Raw genomic sequence first — 16,458 nt, forward strand, 5'->3', positions numbered from 1 at the left:
TGCTGATCCCATGAAACTCCGCATTCACCCCTCACACCTTGTAGTTGCCCTGCTTGCCTTGGGCTCGCTGCAAGCGGGTGCCACCACCATCAACTGGGGCGGCCGGGTCCTCGACAATCTGGTCGACAGCCAGGGCCAGGCACTCGATTCGAGCTTCAAGTTCGAACTCGGCACCTTCGCGAATTCCTTCGTGCCTACCAGCGAGAACACCTCTGAGTGGGCTGCAAACTGGCAAACCTTTGACCTCGCGAACTTCGATCCGGACATGGGTTACTTCACCGGTACCGCCGACCTGAAGGCCGATGGCAGCAGCAGCAGCGCCTTTGCCGACCTCGGTCTGAATTTCGCGGAGGGCGAGGCTTACCTGTGGGTTTACAACGACCAGGAGATGCAGAGTGGCACGGAGTGGTTCCTCGGTCGCAACGACAATTGGGTGATGCCCTCACTGGCGGAGGATTGCGGCTGCAGTGGCACCTTGCCACTCCAGTGGTCCACCAGCGATCTCGGCGTCTTCGATGTCCCGATCTACGGCGGCCAGGGGGCGACCACGGGTGCGGGCTCGGCCAGCCAACCGGGGAACTACAACATCCAGACCTACACCATGGTTCCGGAGCCTTCCGCATTCATGCTTGCCATTCTCTCGGCCGGCCTGTGTTTCCTGCGCCGTCGCCCGCAGAAAGCCTGATGGTCCAGTTTATGTCGTTCGCCAGCCGCAGCATCCCATTCATTCGCCTTTTCGGCTCCGTCTGTTGCCTGCTGGCTCTAACAACGACAGCGCTCCGAGCCAAAACCATCCGCTGGTTCAGCGATCCGCTGAAGGACAACCGCACCAGCAGCGGAGCCGCGATGGATGGCGGCTTCCGTTTCGAGCTTGGCGTCTTCACCGGCGGCTTCACTCCTACCAGCGCCAATACCGCGGATTGGGCCTCGCATTGGGCTTCCGCCCAGCGTGCGGTTTACAACGAGAGCAATCGGCTCTTCACAGCGCAGTTCACCGTCACCAGCAATGCCTCGCCCTTCACTGCCGGCGCGCAGGCCTGGGTCTGGGGCTTTGGCGGCACCTCGGGCAGGGAGTGGATCCTTTTCCGTGCGCTCTCATGGACTTGGCCGGAACCCGATCCGATTGATCCCATTGGCTTCGATTGGAATGCGGATGACGCCACCCAGGTCGTGCTCGGCGCCATCAAGCCTCCCGGCAGCCCCGCGATTCTGATGCGCTCCGCCGCGGTGTCCAATAGCGCGCCACCCGCCAGCACCTTCAATCTTTGGCGGGTTGAGGAACTCAGTGACGTCGCCTTGAACGGGCCCGACGATGACCCGGACGGCGACGGCATCCCGAACATCCTAGAATACCTCTTCGGCACCCGCCCCCGCAGCCGTGATGCCTTGCCTGTCACGCCAATCTCTATCGTAGAAATCTCCGGCCAAAGGTACCTGCAAATCTCGATTCCACGCCGCCTCGATCGGCCCGCCACCCTGATCACGGAAGTCTCCACCGATCTTGCGCTGTGGTCTTCCGGCCCCACTTACACACAGGTTACGGCGAGCGCGCCCGATGCCCTGCTCGTCCGTGCGCTCGCGCCCTTGGGATCGGCGACGCCGCGTCTCTTCATGCGCATGCGGGCGACTCCGTGAGGCGGGGATGGACTTGTTCCTCTGATTGACGCCCCGTCTCTCGCTCGTCCAAGCTCGCGGAACTTTCCTCCGCCGTGCTGGCCAAGACGAGATCATGAGCCCTACAAAATCCTTCCTTTGCTTCGCCTTCCTCGCGAGCCCCGGCTTTGCGCTGGATCTCCCGCTGGCCGCCCAAGCGTATGGTGAGCTTCGCGAAAACCTAGCGGTAGAGGGCGGCCCGCTGACCATTGGCGGCAAGGTCTACCCGCAGGGCCTCGGCAGCCACGCGGTTTCCGAAATCCCTATCGACGTGCCGGATGGCGCGACACGTTTCACCGGTGCCGCGGGGGTGGACGATGCTCAAGGCCCCGGAAAAGGCTCGGTGAAGTTCCGGATTCTTTCGGGCAATGCAGTGCTGTGGGAGTCTGCCGAACTCAAGAGCGGCGACCCTGCCGCTGCCTTCGATCTCCCGGTTTCTTCCATCCTTTACCGCAAGCTCTACCTGCAAGCCGACGATCTCGGTGAGAATTCCTACGACCACGCGGACTGGGTGGATCTCCAGTGGAAAAAGGAGGGCGGCACCGCGGCGACCGGCCAGGCGCGGACCTTCGCTGGCGCGGACTTCGGCATTCGTCCGGAGGTAGAGGAAGATCAGAGCTCGGCCTTCCGCAAGGCCATCCAAGCCCTGCGCGAGGCACCGGGATCCACCCTTAAACTTGCCAAGGGCACCTATCACTTCCGCCGCGAGGGTGCTCTCAAGCACCACTTCCATGTCTCGAATCACGATCAACCGAAGTGGCATCCGGTCTCCATCCCCCTCGTCGATCTCCGCGGCGTCACCATCGATGGGCAGGGCTCGCTCTTCCTTTTCCATGGTGAAGTCCAGCCCGTCCTGGTGATGGATTCGGAGAAGGTCACCCTGCAGGGCATCGGCATCGACTACGCCATTCCCCATCATTCGCAGGGCACTCTAACGAAAGTGGAACAAGACGCCTACGAGGTCGAAGTCGATCCCGTGCGCTATCCTCACGAAGTGAGGAATGGCTGGCCGGCCTTTAAGGGGGATGGCTGGGAAACCGGCGGCGGCAAGGGCGGCATTGTGTTCGATGGCAAGACCCGTGAGATCGTTGCCGGGACTTCCGACTACAACTTCGGCGGCAGACTCACGGAACTTACGCCCGGGCACTACCGCGTGGAGAAGAACCTCGCCAAGTCCGGCATCAAGACGGGGGATATCCTCACCTTCCGCCAGGGCGGACGACCCCATCCGGCGATCACCCTCTACCGGGCGAAGGACACCGCGCTGGTGGATTGTCCCATCCACTCATCCCACGGCATGGGCCTGCTCGCCCAGCGCTCGGAGAATATCCGCCTCAGCGGAGGCGGCGTGTATCCACGCAAGGAAACCGGGCGCTACTTCAGCACCGTGGCGGATGCCACCCATTTCTCGAACTGCAAGGGCCTCATCCTTTCCGAGAACGGCCTCTACGAGGGCATGATGGACGACGCCATCAACGTCCATGCCACTTGTCTGCGGATCGAGGACAAGCCGGACTCACGGACCTTGCGCTGCAGCTACATCCACGAACAGTCGATCGGCTTCGAGACCTTCCTACCCGGCGAGACGCTGCGCTTCATCGAGGCGAAGCACCTCACCCCGCGGGACCCGCGCAAGGTGGTAGCCGTGCGCCGGCTCTCCGATACCGAGCTGATCATCACCCTGGATTCCGACACACCTGCCGATCTCGGCAAGGGCGATGCCGTCGAGAATGCCGATTTGTTCCCTCAAGTGACCTTCCGTGGCAACACCGTGCGCCACAATCGCGCCCGCGGCTCGCTCTTCACCACGCCGGAGAAGGTGATCGTGGAAGGCAATACCTTCGAGTCCATCGCCGGCTCTGCCATCCTCCTCGCGGGCGATGCCAACGGCTGGTATGAGAGCGGGGGATGCCACGATGTGCTCATCCGCAACAATACCTTCCGCGACAACCTGACCTCCCGCTTCCAGTTCACAGAGGCCCTCATCTCAATCTACCCGGAGGTCCCGGATCTGGAAGGTCAGAAGGAGTTCTATCACCGCAATGTCCGCATTGAGGGCAACCGCTTCGAGACCTTCGACGTCCCGCTGCTCTTTGCCATGTCCACCAGCGGTCTGTCCTTCACGGGAAACGAGGTTACTTACAATGACCACTATCCTGCTTGGAACAAGCCGCCCTTCATTCTCCGTCATTGTAAGAATTTCGTTCAGAAGGACAACCGGGTGACTCGCGATGGCAAGCCGGTGGAATGGACGGAGAAGGACATCAAGTCCGATCCCTGAGCGGAGCTGGCCGGGCTATCGGCTTGGCGCTGGGTCCAAGACTGGTATACCCGCACCCTATGCGCCGTTCTCCGTTCATTCTCCTGCTGGCCAGCTTCGGTTGCGTCCACGCCAAGGAACCCTCCGTCACCGGTGATCGCACGCCACCGGCCGAACCCGCCAGCCTGTGGTTCACGGCCCCCGCCGAGCAACGCGACAAGCCGCGAGTGGAGATCGGCGAGGATGGCACACAGGCGGATCTCGCGAAGGAAGCCCGGAAGTATGACTTCCAGCAGTCCCTGCCACTGGGCAATGGCCGCCTTGGCGCGATGGACTGCGGCGGCGTGGATCTGGAAAGGGTGATCCTGAATGAATCCAGCGTCTGGTCCGGCGGTGACTACGATGGCAACAAGTACGATGCCTATAAGAGTTTGCCGGAGATCCGGAAAAAGCTCTTCGCGGGTGAGATCACCGCTGCGCGCGAGGTGCTGGAGGCAAACTTCGGCTGGATCGGCAAGCGCTTCGATCCCTCCCAGTTCGGCAGCTATCAGACCTTGGGGGATCTCTTGTTGAAGTTCCCCGACAGCGCGGAGCCAGCCAGCGGCTACCGGCGCGACTTGAACCTGCTCACCGGCGTCGCCACCACCACCTACACCCGCGGTAGTGTAAAATTCACCCGCGAGCTTGTGGTGCCGAAGAAAGAGGAGGTCATCGCGCTGCATCTCACGGCGGACAAGCCGGGAACTCTCAGCTTCCTCGCCACGCTCGCACGCCCCGCGCAGGTAAAGACCCGCAAGGAGGGTGGACGCTTCGTGATGGAAGGCCAACTCACCTTCGACTGGCCGGGCAAGCAGGGCCTGCGCTACCATGCCCTGCTCGGTGCCAGCAGCAAGGGCGGCAAGATCGCGATCACGGATGAAGGCATTCAAGTCAGCGGTGCCGATGAGGTGACGCTTTACGTCTCCGCCGGCACTGACATGCGCGAGAAGGACTTCACCGGCCTGATCGCGAAACGCCTGGATGCCGCCTTGGCCGCCGACTACATCGCCATTCGTGATGCCGCGGCGAAGGACCACCAGTCCTACATCGAGCGCTGCCAACTCACGCTTCCCACCACCGCTGCTGCATCACTTCCTACACCGGAGCGGGTGAAGCAGGCGGAGAAGACTCCCGATCCAGCGCTGGATGCGATCTACTTCCAGTTCGGCCGGCACCTGCTGGTCTCCGGCTCGCGCCCGGATTCGCCGCTACCGAATAATCTGCAAGGCATTTGGTGTGAGGAGATCAAGGCCCCGTGGAATGCCGACTTCCACAGCAACATCAACATCCAGATGAACTACTGGCCGGCGGAGGCGACCAATCTCTCCGACTGCCATCTGCCACTCTTCGATCTGATCCGGCGGACCGCAAAGGAGGGCGAGAAGACCGCCAAGGCCTACTACGACGCACCGGGCTGGCTCTGCTTCCATACCCAGAATCCATGGGGCTACTCCGCGCCCACCAATCTCTCGGCGGGCTCCGGTTCTACCTGTGGCGCTTGGCTCGCCCAGCACATCTGGCTCCACTACGATTACACCCGCGACGAGGCCTTCCTGCGCGAGAACTACCCGGTCATGCGCGAGGCCTGCCGCTTCTTTCTCGCCACCCTGGTCGAAGAACCGAAGAACCACTGGCTTGTCACCAGCCCCTCGAACTCTCCGGAAAACGACTACGTCATCCCCGGTACGCAGAAGGAAGCGAAGGACGCCCACACCTCGCTTACCTATGGCGCGACCTATGACATGCAGATCGTGCGCGACCTCTTCACGAACACCATCGCCGCCGCCAAGGTGCTCAAGACCGATGCCGATCTGATGGCGACGATCGATGCCGCGCGCACCAAGCTTGCTCCCACCCGCGTCAACGCCGAGGGCCGCATCATGGAGTGGATCGAGGGCTACGAGGAAACCGATCCGCATCACCGCCATTGTTCACCGCTCTGGGGCTTACATCCCGGCAACCAAATCACCGCCGGCACGCCGGAACTCTTCAAGGGCGCGCGCCTGCTTCTCGAGCGCCGTGGCGATGCCTCCACCGGATGGTCGATGGCTTGGAAGGCAAACTTCTGGGCCCGCCTCCGCGATGGCGACCGCAGCCGCAAGCTGTTGTCGATGTTGATCGGCCGCGGCGCGGGCAATCTCTTCTGCCTCCATCCGCCTTTCCAGATCGATGGCAACTTCGGCGGCACCGCGGCGATTGCCGAAATGCTTCTTCAAAGCCAGCAGTCCGATACACAGGGAAACCCCGTGATCGACCTCCTGCCCGCGCTGCCCACAGCATGGAGCGAGGGCATAGTCAGCGGCCTGAAAGCCCGCGGCGGCTTCACCATCGACCTCGAATGGAAGGCCGGGAAGCTATCCAACGTCACGATCATCTCGACCCTGGGAGGCACGGCCACCTTGCGAAGCGGCGACCTCTCGATTCCGCTGAGCACTACGAAGGGCCAAACCCTTAAGCTCAGTGGAGATCTCAAATGAGAACGGCCCAAACTCAGGCCTGATTTGAATCAGCAAAGTGCTAATCCGACCCCCCCCGATTCCTGAACCAAACGGATTCAAGATGGTGCGCGCTGCAGGGTTCGAACCTGCGACCCCATCCGTGTGAAGGATGTGCTCTACCACTGAGCTAAGCGCGCTTTTTGGGGTGCCTTGCGGCGGGGCCGAGGTTTTGGGGAATCAGCGAGGAGATGGCAAGCATTTTGGTTCAGGATTGCGGAATTGAATCGGACCGCGCATAGGCTCCCGCCATGGACGACCAGCCGCCACGGCCCCCGCGGAGAAAGCGCTACGCCGGGAAGAATCCCCGGCGCTTTGAGGACAAATACAAGGAGCATGACCCAAGCCGCCACGCGGAGACGGTCTCGAAGGTGCTGGCTTCCGGAAAAACCCCGGCCGGGATGCATGTGCCGATCATGATGGAGGAATGCCTCGGGGCTCTCCAACTGGCTCCGGGTCAACAAGGCGTGGACGCCACCCTGGGCTACGGCGGCCACGCACGGGAGATCCTGGCAGGGATCTCGCCCGGTGGCTTTCTGATCGGCCTGGATGTCGATCCAATCGAGCAACCCAAGACCGGTAAACGGCTCAAGGCGGCCGGATTCGGTGCGGAATGCTTCTTGGCGCGGCATTCGAATTACGCGGGCATCCGCAAGGTGCTGGATGCCCAAGAGATTGAGGCCGTGGACTTCGTGTTTGCCGATCTCGGCTGCTCGTCGATGCAATTTGACGATCCTTCCCGCGGCTTCAGCTTCAAGACCGAGGGCCCGCTGGACATGCGCATGAATCCCGAGCGCGGAGTGTCCGCCGCCGATTGGCTTGCGAAGGTGAGCCCATTGAAACTGGCCACTGCGCTCGGCGAAAATTCGGATGAGCCACGGGCTGAGGAAATCGCCGAGGCCCTCGCGGGTGCATCCCTACGGCGGACTTCCGATCTGGTGCGGCTAGTAGAGCGAATTCCCGCGGTTGCGAGACTGGATGAGGAGCTCCGGGAGTTGACCCTGCGCCGGGTTTTCCAAGCGATCCGGATTGCCGTGAACGAGGAATTCTCAGCCCTCGATGCCTTCCTGCGAGTTCTGCCCGCCTGCCTCAAGCCGGGTGGCCGGGCGGTGATCCTGACCTTCCACTCCGGCGAGGACCGGAGGGTAAAAAAATCCTTCCAGTTCGGCGAGAAGGATGGGGTCTACGCCAGCGTCAGTGACGGCGTGATCGTGGCTTCCGCCGAAGAGCGCCGGAATAATCCACGGAGCTCTCCGGCCAAATTGCGCTGGGCGGTGAAGGCCTGAGCGCGGGATTTCCGGATATCTGCTCGCCGCTGGCGCGCCGTCCGCTATCCCTGCGCTCATGTTGCGCATCTTTGCGATTATCCCGGTTCTCGCCACGCTTGCCCTTTCCCCTTTGAGCGCACAGGAGAATGCCATGACCAAGGAGCAGGCGGCGGGCTTTGTGAAACTGGCCTTGGCGGGTCTCGACCGCGAGTATCCGAACAAGACCAGCCACGTCACGATCGGAGCGGAGGATCTCAAGACCCCGCGGCAGATGCATCCGGTGTTTTATGGTCACTTCGACTGGCATTCCTCGGTCCACGGCCACTGGACCTTGGTGCGCCTGCTGAAGCTGTTTCCGGACGCCCCTTTTGCCCCTGAGGTCCGGGAAGTCCTGAACGGGCGCTTCACCAAGCAGGCTCTGGAGGGGGAGGCCGCCTACTTCCGGAGCAAGGAGAACAAGAGCTTCGAGCGGATGTATGGCTGGGCCTGGGCGCTGCGTTTGGCGGTCGAGCTGCGGACATGGGATGATCCCGATGCAAAGCGCTGGGCGGCAGACTATGCGGTGCTGGAGCAGGAGATCAGCGGCCTCGCCAAGGATTATTTGCCCAAGCTCGACTGGCCGATTCGCTGCGGGTTTCACCCCGAGTCGGCATTTGCTCTGGCGCAGATGCTCGACTATGCCGAGGCGACCGGAGACGGGGCTTTCAAGAGGCTTTTGGAGGCCAAGGCGAGGGCCTTTTATGGCCGCGACCGGGCCTATCCGGCCGCCTACGAGCCCTCCGGAAACGACTTTTTCTCGCCGGGCCTGAATGTGGCCGACCTGATGCGGCGGGTCCTGTCTCCGGAAGAATTTGCCCAGTGGCTGGCCGATTACCTCCCCGGACTGGCCAAGGGCGAGGCGGGGAATTTGCTGACTCCGGTCACCGTCAGCGATCCCACGGACGGGCACCTGATTCATCTCGCCGGACTGAACCTCAGCCGGGGATGGACCATGCGAGGGATTGCTTCCGCGCTACCGGAGGCAGATCCGCGCAAGAAAGTGCTTCTGGATGCTGCAGCCAAGCATTCGGAGGCCGGGCTGTCCATGGTGACGACCGGGCACTACGAGGGCGAGCACTGGCTCGGTTCCTTTGCGACCTATTTGGTCAGCGGGGTAGGGATCAAGTAGTTAGAGTTTCGCGGTTGAATGCCTGTGGTTCAAAGGCTACGGGACGCGCGCCACCTGATCCGAGATTCTCTTCCTGTGCCTGCCATTACCAATATTGCCGCCTATCGCTTCGCCCGCATGGAGGGGCTGAAGGAGCTGCGCGGGGACCTCATTGATTTCTGCAAGGCTCGCGCCTTGAAGGGGACGATCCTGCTGGCACCTGAGGGGATTAATCTCTTTGTGGCGGGTGACGGCGCGGCAGTGGAGGAGCTGTTAGAGAAACTGCGGTCCTTGCCGGGGCTGGCGGACCTCATGCCGAAGTATAGCGAGAGCGATGCGCAGCCCTTCTCGCGGATGCTGGTGCGCCTGAAGAAAGAGATCATCGCCTTCGGCGTGGAGGGAATCGATCCCGCGACTTACACGTCGCCACGGTTGGAAGCGCGCACGCTCAAGCAGTGGCTGGACGAGGGCAAGCCGGTGATCCTTTACGACACGCGGAATGACTACGAGGTGAAGCTCGGCACCTTCCGCAACGCAATCACTGCCGGGATCGATCACTTCCGGCATTTCCCGGAGGCGGTTGCCAAGCTGCCGGCGGAGATCCGGGATGCGCCGGTGGTGACCTTCTGCACCGGCGGCATCCGCTGCGAGAAGGCCGCGCCCTTCATGGAACGGGCAGGTTTCCGCGAGGTCTATCAGCTTGAGGGCGGGATCCTGAAGTATTTCGAGGAAGTGGGCGGCGACCACTACGATGGCGAGTGCTTCGTCTTCGATCAACGTGTGGGCGTGGACCCAGCACTGCAGGAGACGGGCTCGGCGGTGTGTTTCACTTGCCAGGCTCCGCTGACGCAGGAGGAGCAGGAGGACACTCGCTACGTGGCGCATGTCTCCTGTCCGCATTGTTACCGCAGTGCCCCTGATCAGATGGTGGAGCGAATCGCGGCGCGGCATGCAGCCCTGCAGGCGATCACGCATCCGCTCCCTGGCAGCCAGCCCTACGAGAACCGCCGTCCTCTGCGGATTCCGGGTGAGCATGATGGCAAGACTATCCTTGATGCGCTCGAGGCCATCTTCGCCTATGCGCCGCAAGGAGAATGGCGGGGTCGTATCGATGCGGGTCATGTGATTGATCCGCGCGGTGTGCCCGCGAGTCCCGAGCGGATCGTGAGGGCAGGGGAAGAGTGGATGCGCCTGATCCCGGGCAATGTCGAGCCGGAGGTGAATGCCGGGATCCGGGTAATGCATGAAGACGAAGCGATCGTGGTGATCGACAAGCCGGCACCGCTACCGATGCACCCCTGTGGAAGATTCAACCGCAACACGCTGGTGCGCTTTGTTCACGAGGCATGGCATCCGGAAAAACCGCGACCCGCACATCGCCTGGACGCGAACACCACCGGTGTATTGGTCTTCGCCCGCACACGACACTTCGCCAAGCTGCTGAACCCGCAGTTCGCGCGTGGCGAGGTGGAGAAGCTTTACCTGGCGCGGGTGCACGGGCATCCGGCGGAAGATCAGTTCATCGTGGATGCATCGATCTCGGAAGAGTCCGTCTATCTCGGGGCGCGTGAAATTGAGGAAGAGGGAGGCTTGGAGTCGAAGACGGAATTCCGGGTGCTGCGGCGAGACGCGGATGGGACGGCGTTGTTAGAAGTGCGTCCTCTCACAGGACGGACCAATCAGATCCGGATTCACCTGTGGCACGCGGGTTTCCCGATCGTGGGAGATCCGGTGTATCTGCGCGAGGGTAAGCGTGGAGAGATGCAGACCTCGGCGGTCGGGGATCCGGCCGTGTGTCTGCATGCTTGGAGGATTTGGTTCCAGCATCCTTCAACGGGAGAAAGGGCTAGCTTTGAGGCTCAGGCTCCGGAGTGGGCGGCGCTTGGTATAGAGAATAGTTGACCCGATGGAATTTAAATGCTGGATTTCCAGCACTATGAAGCTTGGTATTGTTTTTGGATCAAGGTCTTTGCTGTCGCTGCCTCTAGTCGGAGCTTGTGCGGGTTTGAGCGCCTGCGACTACCTGATCGGCCGTCAGTTCAGCCAGCCCGTGATCGCAACCCATGACGGTGGCGTTGTGCTCGGAGATGTGCCTGCGGGGCTTGCTGCGATCCCGCCCAAAGATCTGCGCTTCGATGTTACGGAGCATGGAAGCGAGGTTCGCATTACCGTTTCGTCGGAACGCTGGGAGATCATCGGATGCGGTGTTGGGTCGCTTGGAGACGGGAGCTTTGTGATCAATTCAGTCGGTGGCGTGAGGAATCCCTCTGGAGGCCACAAGGTGATCAAGGAAGAGAAGGCTGCTGGAACCAAGACCAAGGTCTTCTATGACGATAAGCTGGGGGTTAGGCACCGGGTGTATTGAGTGGCGGACCCTGAACCACACGCTCCCTCCGCTACTTTCAAAGTTGCGCTACTCCTGCAATGATCTCGCGGAGATCGTTCAGGAGCCAGTTGGCTCCGGAGTCGGCTAGATTGCGGCCGTGCAACCGCAGCATCTGTGGATCGCCAGCGAGGAGGGCAGTGCGGAAACCCACGCTTCGTGCAGGGTCGATATCCTTTAGCACGTCATTGCCCACGTAGAGAGTTTCGGCGGCGGAGATGCCGCGGCGGGCCAAAGTATCCCGCGCGGTTTCAAAGACAAAAAGGTCCGGTTTCGCGCGCCTCAGTAGATAGGAGAACTGGCAAAGATCGGGATCGATTCCCAAACCCATGATGCTTGCTCCCAAGCATTCCTCCAAGATCGGGACGGTATAGAACTGCGCGTTGGATACCAACCCAAGCTGCATGCCTGCGGAAGACAGCGCCTGCAGCGTTTCCGTGGCGCCGGGCATCGCGGACACAGGATTGAAGGCGTGCTCTTGCTCCAGGGCGAGAGCTTCGATCTCCACGGGTTCCAACTTAGGATGTAGCTCCGAATAGACCTCACGAATATCCACTTCCGGAAAGGAATAGGGCGAGGCGGCGTGGGCCCGGGCGATGGCTTGCCTGAGCTGCGGATCGGGGTGGCTGCCGCCCGCATGCGAGACCAGAAGAGTCCCGTAGATATCGAAAAGCACGGCGCGAATGGCCACGTCAGATCAGGTGCAAAGGAAGTGGAAGGAGCCGGGCTTGAGAAAGCGGTTCAGCACCTTGTGCTTGGGCACGTATTCCGGCGCTGCGGGTGAAGCTTCGAAGACAGCCTGGTAGAGCTGCTGGAGGCGGGCACCATAGGCCTCCGTGGTATAGGCCGCCAAGTCCTGGGGCTTTGCAGTGGGAGTGGTCTGCTTGAGCGTGCGCCGCAGCCATGCCTTGAGCGGCTGTGTCTCCGCTCGGATCTCGACCAACACGTTGTCTTCATCTTCACCGGCAAGGATGCGGTGGATGACCTGCCGCTGGAGATCTTCGGGAAGATTGCCGAAGTCGAGGTGGCCCCTGTGAAGCATGGCCGCGAAGGAACGCTCCAAGTGTTCGTTCGACATGGCTTGGCCATAGGCTTCCAGCGTCATCCGCAGGCTGCGCACGAGGCGCTGGCGGAGCGTTTCCATACCCACCCATGAAGCCGGAACCAGCAATCGATCGTAAAGCCTGCCGGGGACGATGCCGGCTTCCGAGAAGTCATTGGTCACGGCGGGCAGATTGCGGCCGAGCAGTGGCTTGCCGACGATGATGGGTTCCAGGAAGCCCAGACCAAATCCCTCTGACACCGAGGTGGTGATGGCATGCGTCGAGTGCCGCAACCAACTGGCGTAGGATCGCGGTGCCTTTGGTGAAGGCGAAAGGCGTCCCACCACGTCCAGCATGACCGGCAGTTGGGTATCCTCCGCGAAGGCCATCCACTCTTCATGTACCGCCTGCCAGCGCACATTGTCCGGCCCGAGTGTCACCGCGTAACGGGTGCCCTTCGGCGAAAGAGCCGCGAGCAGGAAGAGCTCACCGAGGTTTTTGCGACGGATGCCGCGCACCGGGTAGATTACCAGCGGTGATTCGGGCACCTTCTCCAGAGGCTTCACGGAAGCCGGTGCGGTAATCGCATTCGGAAGCAAAGCTGCCCGGGCGGCGGGCAGGCCTGCCGCTATCAGGTAACCGCGGTCACGCGAATTGAGGAAGGCCTGGCGAATGCGGGGCGAGTGTGGGTAGAGCGTTTCCGCACCGGCGATCACTTCGTAGTTCTGGGAGCGACCGTCTTCAGCAAAGTCGTGGATCTGCAGGATCATCGGGTCGCCTGCCTCTGCCAGGATTGCCACGGCATCAGCCATCGCCCGGTTGCGGCCGAGCGAATGATTGTGGACGTGCCAGACCACCGGACCGGGCCCGAGCGTGGCGGAGACGGCAGCGCGCATGGCCTGCACCAATTGGAGCGCACTGGGGCCGCCGGGCTCGGTGCCATAGCCGAGTCCTCCCACGACCTGCACCGGCAGCTTCGCGCCGCTCTCATCCGCATCGCCGCTGAGGATCACATGCGGGATGCCGGCCTCGGTCAGGCAGCGGGAAGCTGTATGAATCACCCGCGTGACGCCACCGCGGTGGAGGTGGTAGTGGACAATGGCGACAGAATAGGGCGCGGTCATGGGGACGAAGGAGTCAATGATCGTGGGGGCCGAAGGGCTTCACGAAATGGAAGCCCCAGATTTCAAAACCTAGCCGATGATAGAGCCGGTGCGAGGGATGATTCGAAGTGTAGCTATCGAGCACCATTAGCAAGCAGCCTTGTTGCCGGGCGAACTCTTCCACGTGGCGGATTAGCAAGGAACCAAAGCCGAGGGAGCGGATCTCGGGATCGACCACGAGATTGTCGACTTCGAGGTATTTGCCGCACCAGATCTTGGTGGCGATCCAGGCACCGGCGATGGCGGAGAGCTTACCGTAGATGAAGGCTCCAAAGATGTGGTAATGGGGATGCTCCGTGAGAATGGTCTCGAAGCGTTGCAGCAGAACCTCTTGGGGAATCCCGGGATTCAGGTGTCCGAGCAGTAGGACAGCAGCGGGGTAATCTTCAGGGACAAGCTGGCGGATCTCCGGCGGGCTCATGCTCACGCCGGTTTCTTAGCGCGAGTTGCGGCGGCAGGGAAGCGCTGGAGATAGTCTGGTAGAGAAATCATCGGCGGCCGCTCGGCAGGCACGGCGACGGGCTCAGGAATCCGGGCGAAGAAGGCCTCCAGAATCTCGCCTGACATGCGTCCGAGCTGGGCCAGCGAGCGGTTGCGGTGGATGCGTTCGTCGAGATCGGTCTGGGCGATTGCGCCAATGCCGAAGAGGCGGTGGACATCCAAGAGGTGGGCGGTCTCCACCCCGTAGCCGGTAGGAAAGGGCAGTTGCTCCAGGATCTCGCGGCGGGCGGCATACTCGCCGGCGAGGGGCTGGTGCAGGCCGGTCAGCTCCGGGCAAAAGCGCTGGAAGAGCGGCCGCACGAGGATCTCCGTGACTCGGCCGCCGCCACGGGGATCGACACCCTCTGCCGCGAGCAAGGGGCGCTCGTAGAAGCCCTTCACATAGCCGATTTCAGGATGCCGGAGGAGTGGGCCGACGGTGCCATAGACGAAGCGGGGATGGATGTTCCCGATGTCGCCATCGACGAAGCAGAGGATATCGCCTCTCAAATGGTGCACGGCCTTCCACAGGTTTTCGCCCTTGCCGGTGCGCTGACCTTGAAAGGGCAGGATATCGGAGGCCTGGATAACCTCAGCCCCGGCCTCGGCGGCTAGCGAACGGGTGCGGTCGGTGGAGCCGGAGTCGATCACGACCAGCTCATCCAGCAGGCGATGGCGGTCTAACAGTTCTGCCCGCAGTACCGACACGACGCGGGCAATGGTGCCCTCCTCATTCAACGTGGGGATGCAGAGGGAAACCCGCAGACCCGCGGCTTCCTTCTCCGCCGCCAAGGCAGCGAGATCTCCAAAGTCACGGTGGTGGAAAGTCGCGGGCACGGCTTCAGTTCAGGGCAGGGAGGAGAGATAGAGCCTTAATTCAAGATTAAGCCAGTATCCCGAAGGCATCCTGACCCAGTCACTGTAATGGTAGTAGCCGGTCCCCTTCGCTTGCCGGGCTTGGTAGAGCACGACCCATCCTGAAATCGTGGACCGATAAGTGGCGACTGAGATAAGCCCGGGATACTTTTCGAACACCGGAGCGATCTCCTGAGATTGAGGATGGGTGGCACCGATCGGGTAGTTCCCCTCGACATCCTGGAAGCGTTTCTCAATCAGAAACGCCTTCGCGGCTGCCAATTCGGCAGAGTAAGCGCTACGAACTTTCGCCGCACGATTTGATTCAATTTTCCATGGAATACCAATTCCCAGACCGACGATCACGAGGAAGGCGATCACAGGTTTGGTGGCGAACTTGATGCGAGAACTCACCAAGCAAGCCACCGCCATCACCAGGCACGCCGTGAGATAGATCAAAGGGACGAGCCCGAAGGGTAAGAATCCGATCTGATCCACGGAAATCCATTGCTGCAGGATTATCACGGGATGGCGTCCCAAAAGAGCCGGGAGTAACCACAGGAACCACAAGAGTGAAGTGATGGCGAGCGTCGCGGTCGCAAATCTCAATCCTCCTGCTGATCCCCGGAGGATCAGGATCCCGGGGATCGGAAAGAGGAAAAAGACGAACAGGCGCAGGTCGGGCATGGCGCGCGGGTCGGACACGCAGATGCCCTGGATCGCCAAAAGCACGATAGTGACGAGCATCCAGCCGAGGAACTTCGCCAGCCGATTCTGCCGCAGCGAGAGCCGCTCCGCCTGCAGGCGGTCCGACCTATTCTTCTGAACGAACTCCCGGGTCTCGGCGATGACTGGAGGTCGCTTCATCGTCTCAGATCATGTCCCGCGTGACCTTGTAGCGCGCCGCACATCTCGGGCATTGCACGGTGATCACATCGGCATCTTCGAAAAGATCATCGGGCCGCTCGCGCCATGAGCCGAGCACGGGCAGGATTTTTGAGAGGTCGCAGCCGCAGTGGAAGCGGAAACGGCGGGTCTCCAGCAGGGTGGTTTCCTCGGTCGCCTGGATGCGCTCCGCAGACTCGGCATCGAGCCCCGCCAGCCATGCCTCATCGCAATCCGGCTGCGCGACAATGAGCGAAAACCACTCGTCCTCGTGGCGGAACATGCGTGCCGGACGCTGCTCGGACTGGGCGTAGTATTGCTCAACCCAGGCAAGCGGATCGCGGCCCTCGACCTCCACGGTGGAGAGCCGAGGTTCGGGCAGATTTTTGGCAGTGGTCTGCGAGTAGAAGAAATTGCGGTCGGGCTCGCGGACATCCTCGGTAAAGAGGCGGCCCGTGATCGACTCCTGCAGGGAGCCGCCGGTAACGAAGACATTGACCCGTGGGGCGCGAAGATTGGCGGTCCACGCGATGGTTTCCGCCCAAGGACGCGCCACCAAGTGCAGGGTCAAACCGGCGAAGCTATCTTTGAGCATCTGGTCGAGATCCGCGCTATGGCGGATGCCGTGCTGCATGAGATGCAAATAATAGTCAGTGTAGATCGGGGTGAAATTCGCCCGCAGCAACAGCGCATTGCGATGACGGACGAAAATCGATTCGACCTTGGTGTATTCTTCGACTTGGACCTCCTCAGGCTCTGGCACGCGGTAGGGTAGAAGCGGGAATGC

Annotated in this window: 14 protein-coding genes and 1 tRNA gene; 8 read left to right on the forward strand and 7 right to left on the reverse strand. The window is 61.7% G+C overall.

Annotated features, from left to right (window positions below; translation table 11 throughout):
- Positions 1-10 precede the first annotated feature (10 nt).
- The 4 genes from BV071_RS01640 (at position 11) to BV071_RS01655 (ending at position 6,429) form a co-directional block, all read left to right on the forward strand.
- Positions 11-685 (forward strand): hypothetical protein, encoded by a 675-nt coding sequence (locus BV071_RS01640; protein ID WP_265593944.1) that lies wholly within the window; start codon positions 11-13, stop codon positions 683-685.
- A gap of 11 nt (positions 686-696) precedes the next feature.
- Positions 697-1,635, forward strand: a complete 939-nt coding sequence (locus tag BV071_RS01645) for a hypothetical protein (protein ID WP_035601223.1) — start codon at positions 697-699, stop codon at positions 1,633-1,635.
- A gap of 94 nt (positions 1,636-1,729) precedes the next feature.
- Positions 1,730-3,934 carry an NPCBM/NEW2 domain-containing protein gene (locus tag BV071_RS01650; protein ID WP_052572750.1) on the forward strand — a complete coding sequence of 735 codons (2,205 nt, stop codon included), beginning with the start codon at positions 1,730-1,732 and terminating at the stop codon, positions 3,932-3,934.
- Positions 3,935-3,993: 59 nt separating this feature from the next.
- A complete protein-coding gene (locus tag BV071_RS01655) occupies positions 3,994-6,429 on the forward strand; it encodes a glycoside hydrolase family 95 protein (RefSeq protein WP_052572751.1) in 2,436 nt (811 codons plus the stop codon).
- 83 nt (positions 6,430-6,512) lie between these two features.
- Here the strand turns inward: BV071_RS01655 and BV071_RS01660 are convergent.
- Positions 6,513-6,587: transfer RNA gene (locus tag BV071_RS01660), tRNA-Val, on the reverse strand.
- A 111-nt stretch (positions 6,588-6,698) separates the two neighbouring features.
- On the opposite strand from BV071_RS01660, the gene rsmH reads away from it, so the two are divergent.
- From rsmH to BV071_RS01680, 4 genes are all read left to right on the forward strand, one after another.
- Positions 6,699-7,733, forward strand: coding sequence for a 16S rRNA (cytosine(1402)-N(4))-methyltransferase RsmH (rsmH, locus tag BV071_RS01665; RefSeq protein ID WP_035601226.1), 1,035 nt, complete (start codon positions 6,699-6,701; stop codon positions 7,731-7,733).
- A 58-nt stretch (positions 7,734-7,791) separates the two neighbouring features.
- Complete coding sequence (locus BV071_RS01670) at positions 7,792-8,883, forward strand: DUF2891 domain-containing protein (protein ID WP_075090821.1); 1,092 nt, start codon at positions 7,792-7,794, stop codon at positions 8,881-8,883.
- Positions 8,884-8,958: 75 nt separating this feature from the next.
- The gene (locus BV071_RS01675) at positions 8,959-10,764 is read left to right on the forward strand and encodes a sulfurtransferase (RefSeq protein ID WP_035601231.1); all 1,806 of its coding nucleotides are present in this window, start codon (positions 8,959-8,961) and stop codon (positions 10,762-10,764) included.
- 34 nt (positions 10,765-10,798) lie between these two features.
- Positions 10,799-11,227 (forward strand): hypothetical protein, encoded by a 429-nt coding sequence (locus tag BV071_RS01680; RefSeq protein WP_265593945.1) that lies wholly within the window; start codon positions 10,799-10,801, stop codon positions 11,225-11,227.
- 37 nt (positions 11,228-11,264) lie between these two features.
- Here BV071_RS01680 and BV071_RS01685 read toward each other — a convergent pair whose 3' ends face one another.
- From BV071_RS01685 to BV071_RS01710, 6 genes are read right to left on the reverse strand one after another with little or no spacing between them, the layout of a single operon-like run.
- Positions 11,265-11,936 carry an HAD family hydrolase gene (locus BV071_RS01685; protein WP_035601237.1) on the reverse strand — a complete coding sequence of 224 codons (672 nt, stop codon included), beginning with the start codon at positions 11,934-11,936 and terminating at the stop codon, positions 11,265-11,267.
- Positions 11,937-11,942: 6 nt separating this feature from the next.
- Positions 11,943-13,412, reverse strand: a complete 1,470-nt coding sequence (locus tag BV071_RS01690; protein ID WP_035601239.1) for a glycosyltransferase family 1 protein — start codon at positions 13,410-13,412, stop codon at positions 11,943-11,945.
- 13 nt (positions 13,413-13,425) lie between these two features.
- On the reverse strand, positions 13,426-13,872 hold the full coding sequence (locus BV071_RS01695) for a GNAT family N-acetyltransferase (RefSeq protein ID WP_035601242.1): 447 nt from the start codon (positions 13,870-13,872) through the stop codon (positions 13,426-13,428).
- A 2-nt stretch (positions 13,873-13,874) separates the two neighbouring features.
- The gene (locus BV071_RS01700; protein WP_035601245.1) at positions 13,875-14,768 is read right to left on the reverse strand and encodes a glucosyl-3-phosphoglycerate synthase; all 894 of its coding nucleotides are present in this window, start codon (positions 14,766-14,768) and stop codon (positions 13,875-13,877) included.
- 9 nt (positions 14,769-14,777) lie between these two features.
- Positions 14,778-15,653 carry a hypothetical protein gene (locus tag BV071_RS01705; protein ID WP_035601248.1) on the reverse strand — a complete coding sequence of 292 codons (876 nt, stop codon included), beginning with the start codon at positions 15,651-15,653 and terminating at the stop codon, positions 14,778-14,780.
- 4 nt (positions 15,654-15,657) lie between these two features.
- Positions 15,658-16,434: an Hsp33 family molecular chaperone HslO gene (locus tag BV071_RS01710; protein ID WP_035601250.1), complete on the reverse strand. Its 777-nt coding sequence runs from the start codon at positions 16,432-16,434 to the stop codon at positions 15,658-15,660.
- Between the last annotated feature and the right edge of the window lie 24 nt (positions 16,435-16,458).

The sequence above is a fragment of the Haloferula sp. BvORR071 genome (genome assembly GCF_000739615.1).
Lineage (GTDB): Bacteria > Verrucomicrobiota > Verrucomicrobiia > Verrucomicrobiales > Akkermansiaceae > Haloferula.

What these genes read in the sequence shown, in the direction of transcription:
- BV071_RS01640 (WP_265593944.1), top strand. Translation starts at nt 11, where the DNA reads ATGAAACTCCGCATTCACCCCTCACACCTTGTAGTTGCCCTGCTTGCC.
- BV071_RS01645 (WP_035601223.1), top strand. Translation starts at nt 697, where the DNA reads ATGTCGTTCGCCAGCCGCAGCATCCCATTCATTCGCCTTTTCGGCTCC.
- BV071_RS01650 (WP_052572750.1), top strand. Translation starts at nt 1,730, where the DNA reads ATGAGCCCTACAAAATCCTTCCTTTGCTTCGCCTTCCTCGCGAGCCCC.
- BV071_RS01655 (WP_052572751.1), top strand. Translation starts at nt 3,994, where the DNA reads ATGCGCCGTTCTCCGTTCATTCTCCTGCTGGCCAGCTTCGGTTGCGTC.
- rsmH (WP_035601226.1), top strand. Translation starts at nt 6,699, where the DNA reads ATGGACGACCAGCCGCCACGGCCCCCGCGGAGAAAGCGCTACGCCGGG.
- BV071_RS01670 (WP_075090821.1), top strand. Translation starts at nt 7,792, where the DNA reads ATGTTGCGCATCTTTGCGATTATCCCGGTTCTCGCCACGCTTGCCCTT.
- BV071_RS01680 (WP_265593945.1), top strand. Translation starts at nt 10,799, where the DNA reads ATGAAGCTTGGTATTGTTTTTGGATCAAGGTCTTTGCTGTCGCTGCCT.
- BV071_RS01690 (WP_035601239.1), bottom strand. Translation starts at nt 13,412, where the DNA reads ATGACCGCGCCCTATTCTGTCGCCATTGTCCACTACCACCTCCACCGC.
- BV071_RS01695 (WP_035601242.1), bottom strand. Translation starts at nt 13,872, where the DNA reads ATGAGCCCGCCGGAGATCCGCCAGCTTGTCCCTGAAGATTACCCCGCT.
- BV071_RS01705 (WP_035601248.1), bottom strand. Translation starts at nt 15,653, where the DNA reads ATGAAGCGACCTCCAGTCATCGCCGAGACCCGGGAGTTCGTTCAGAAG.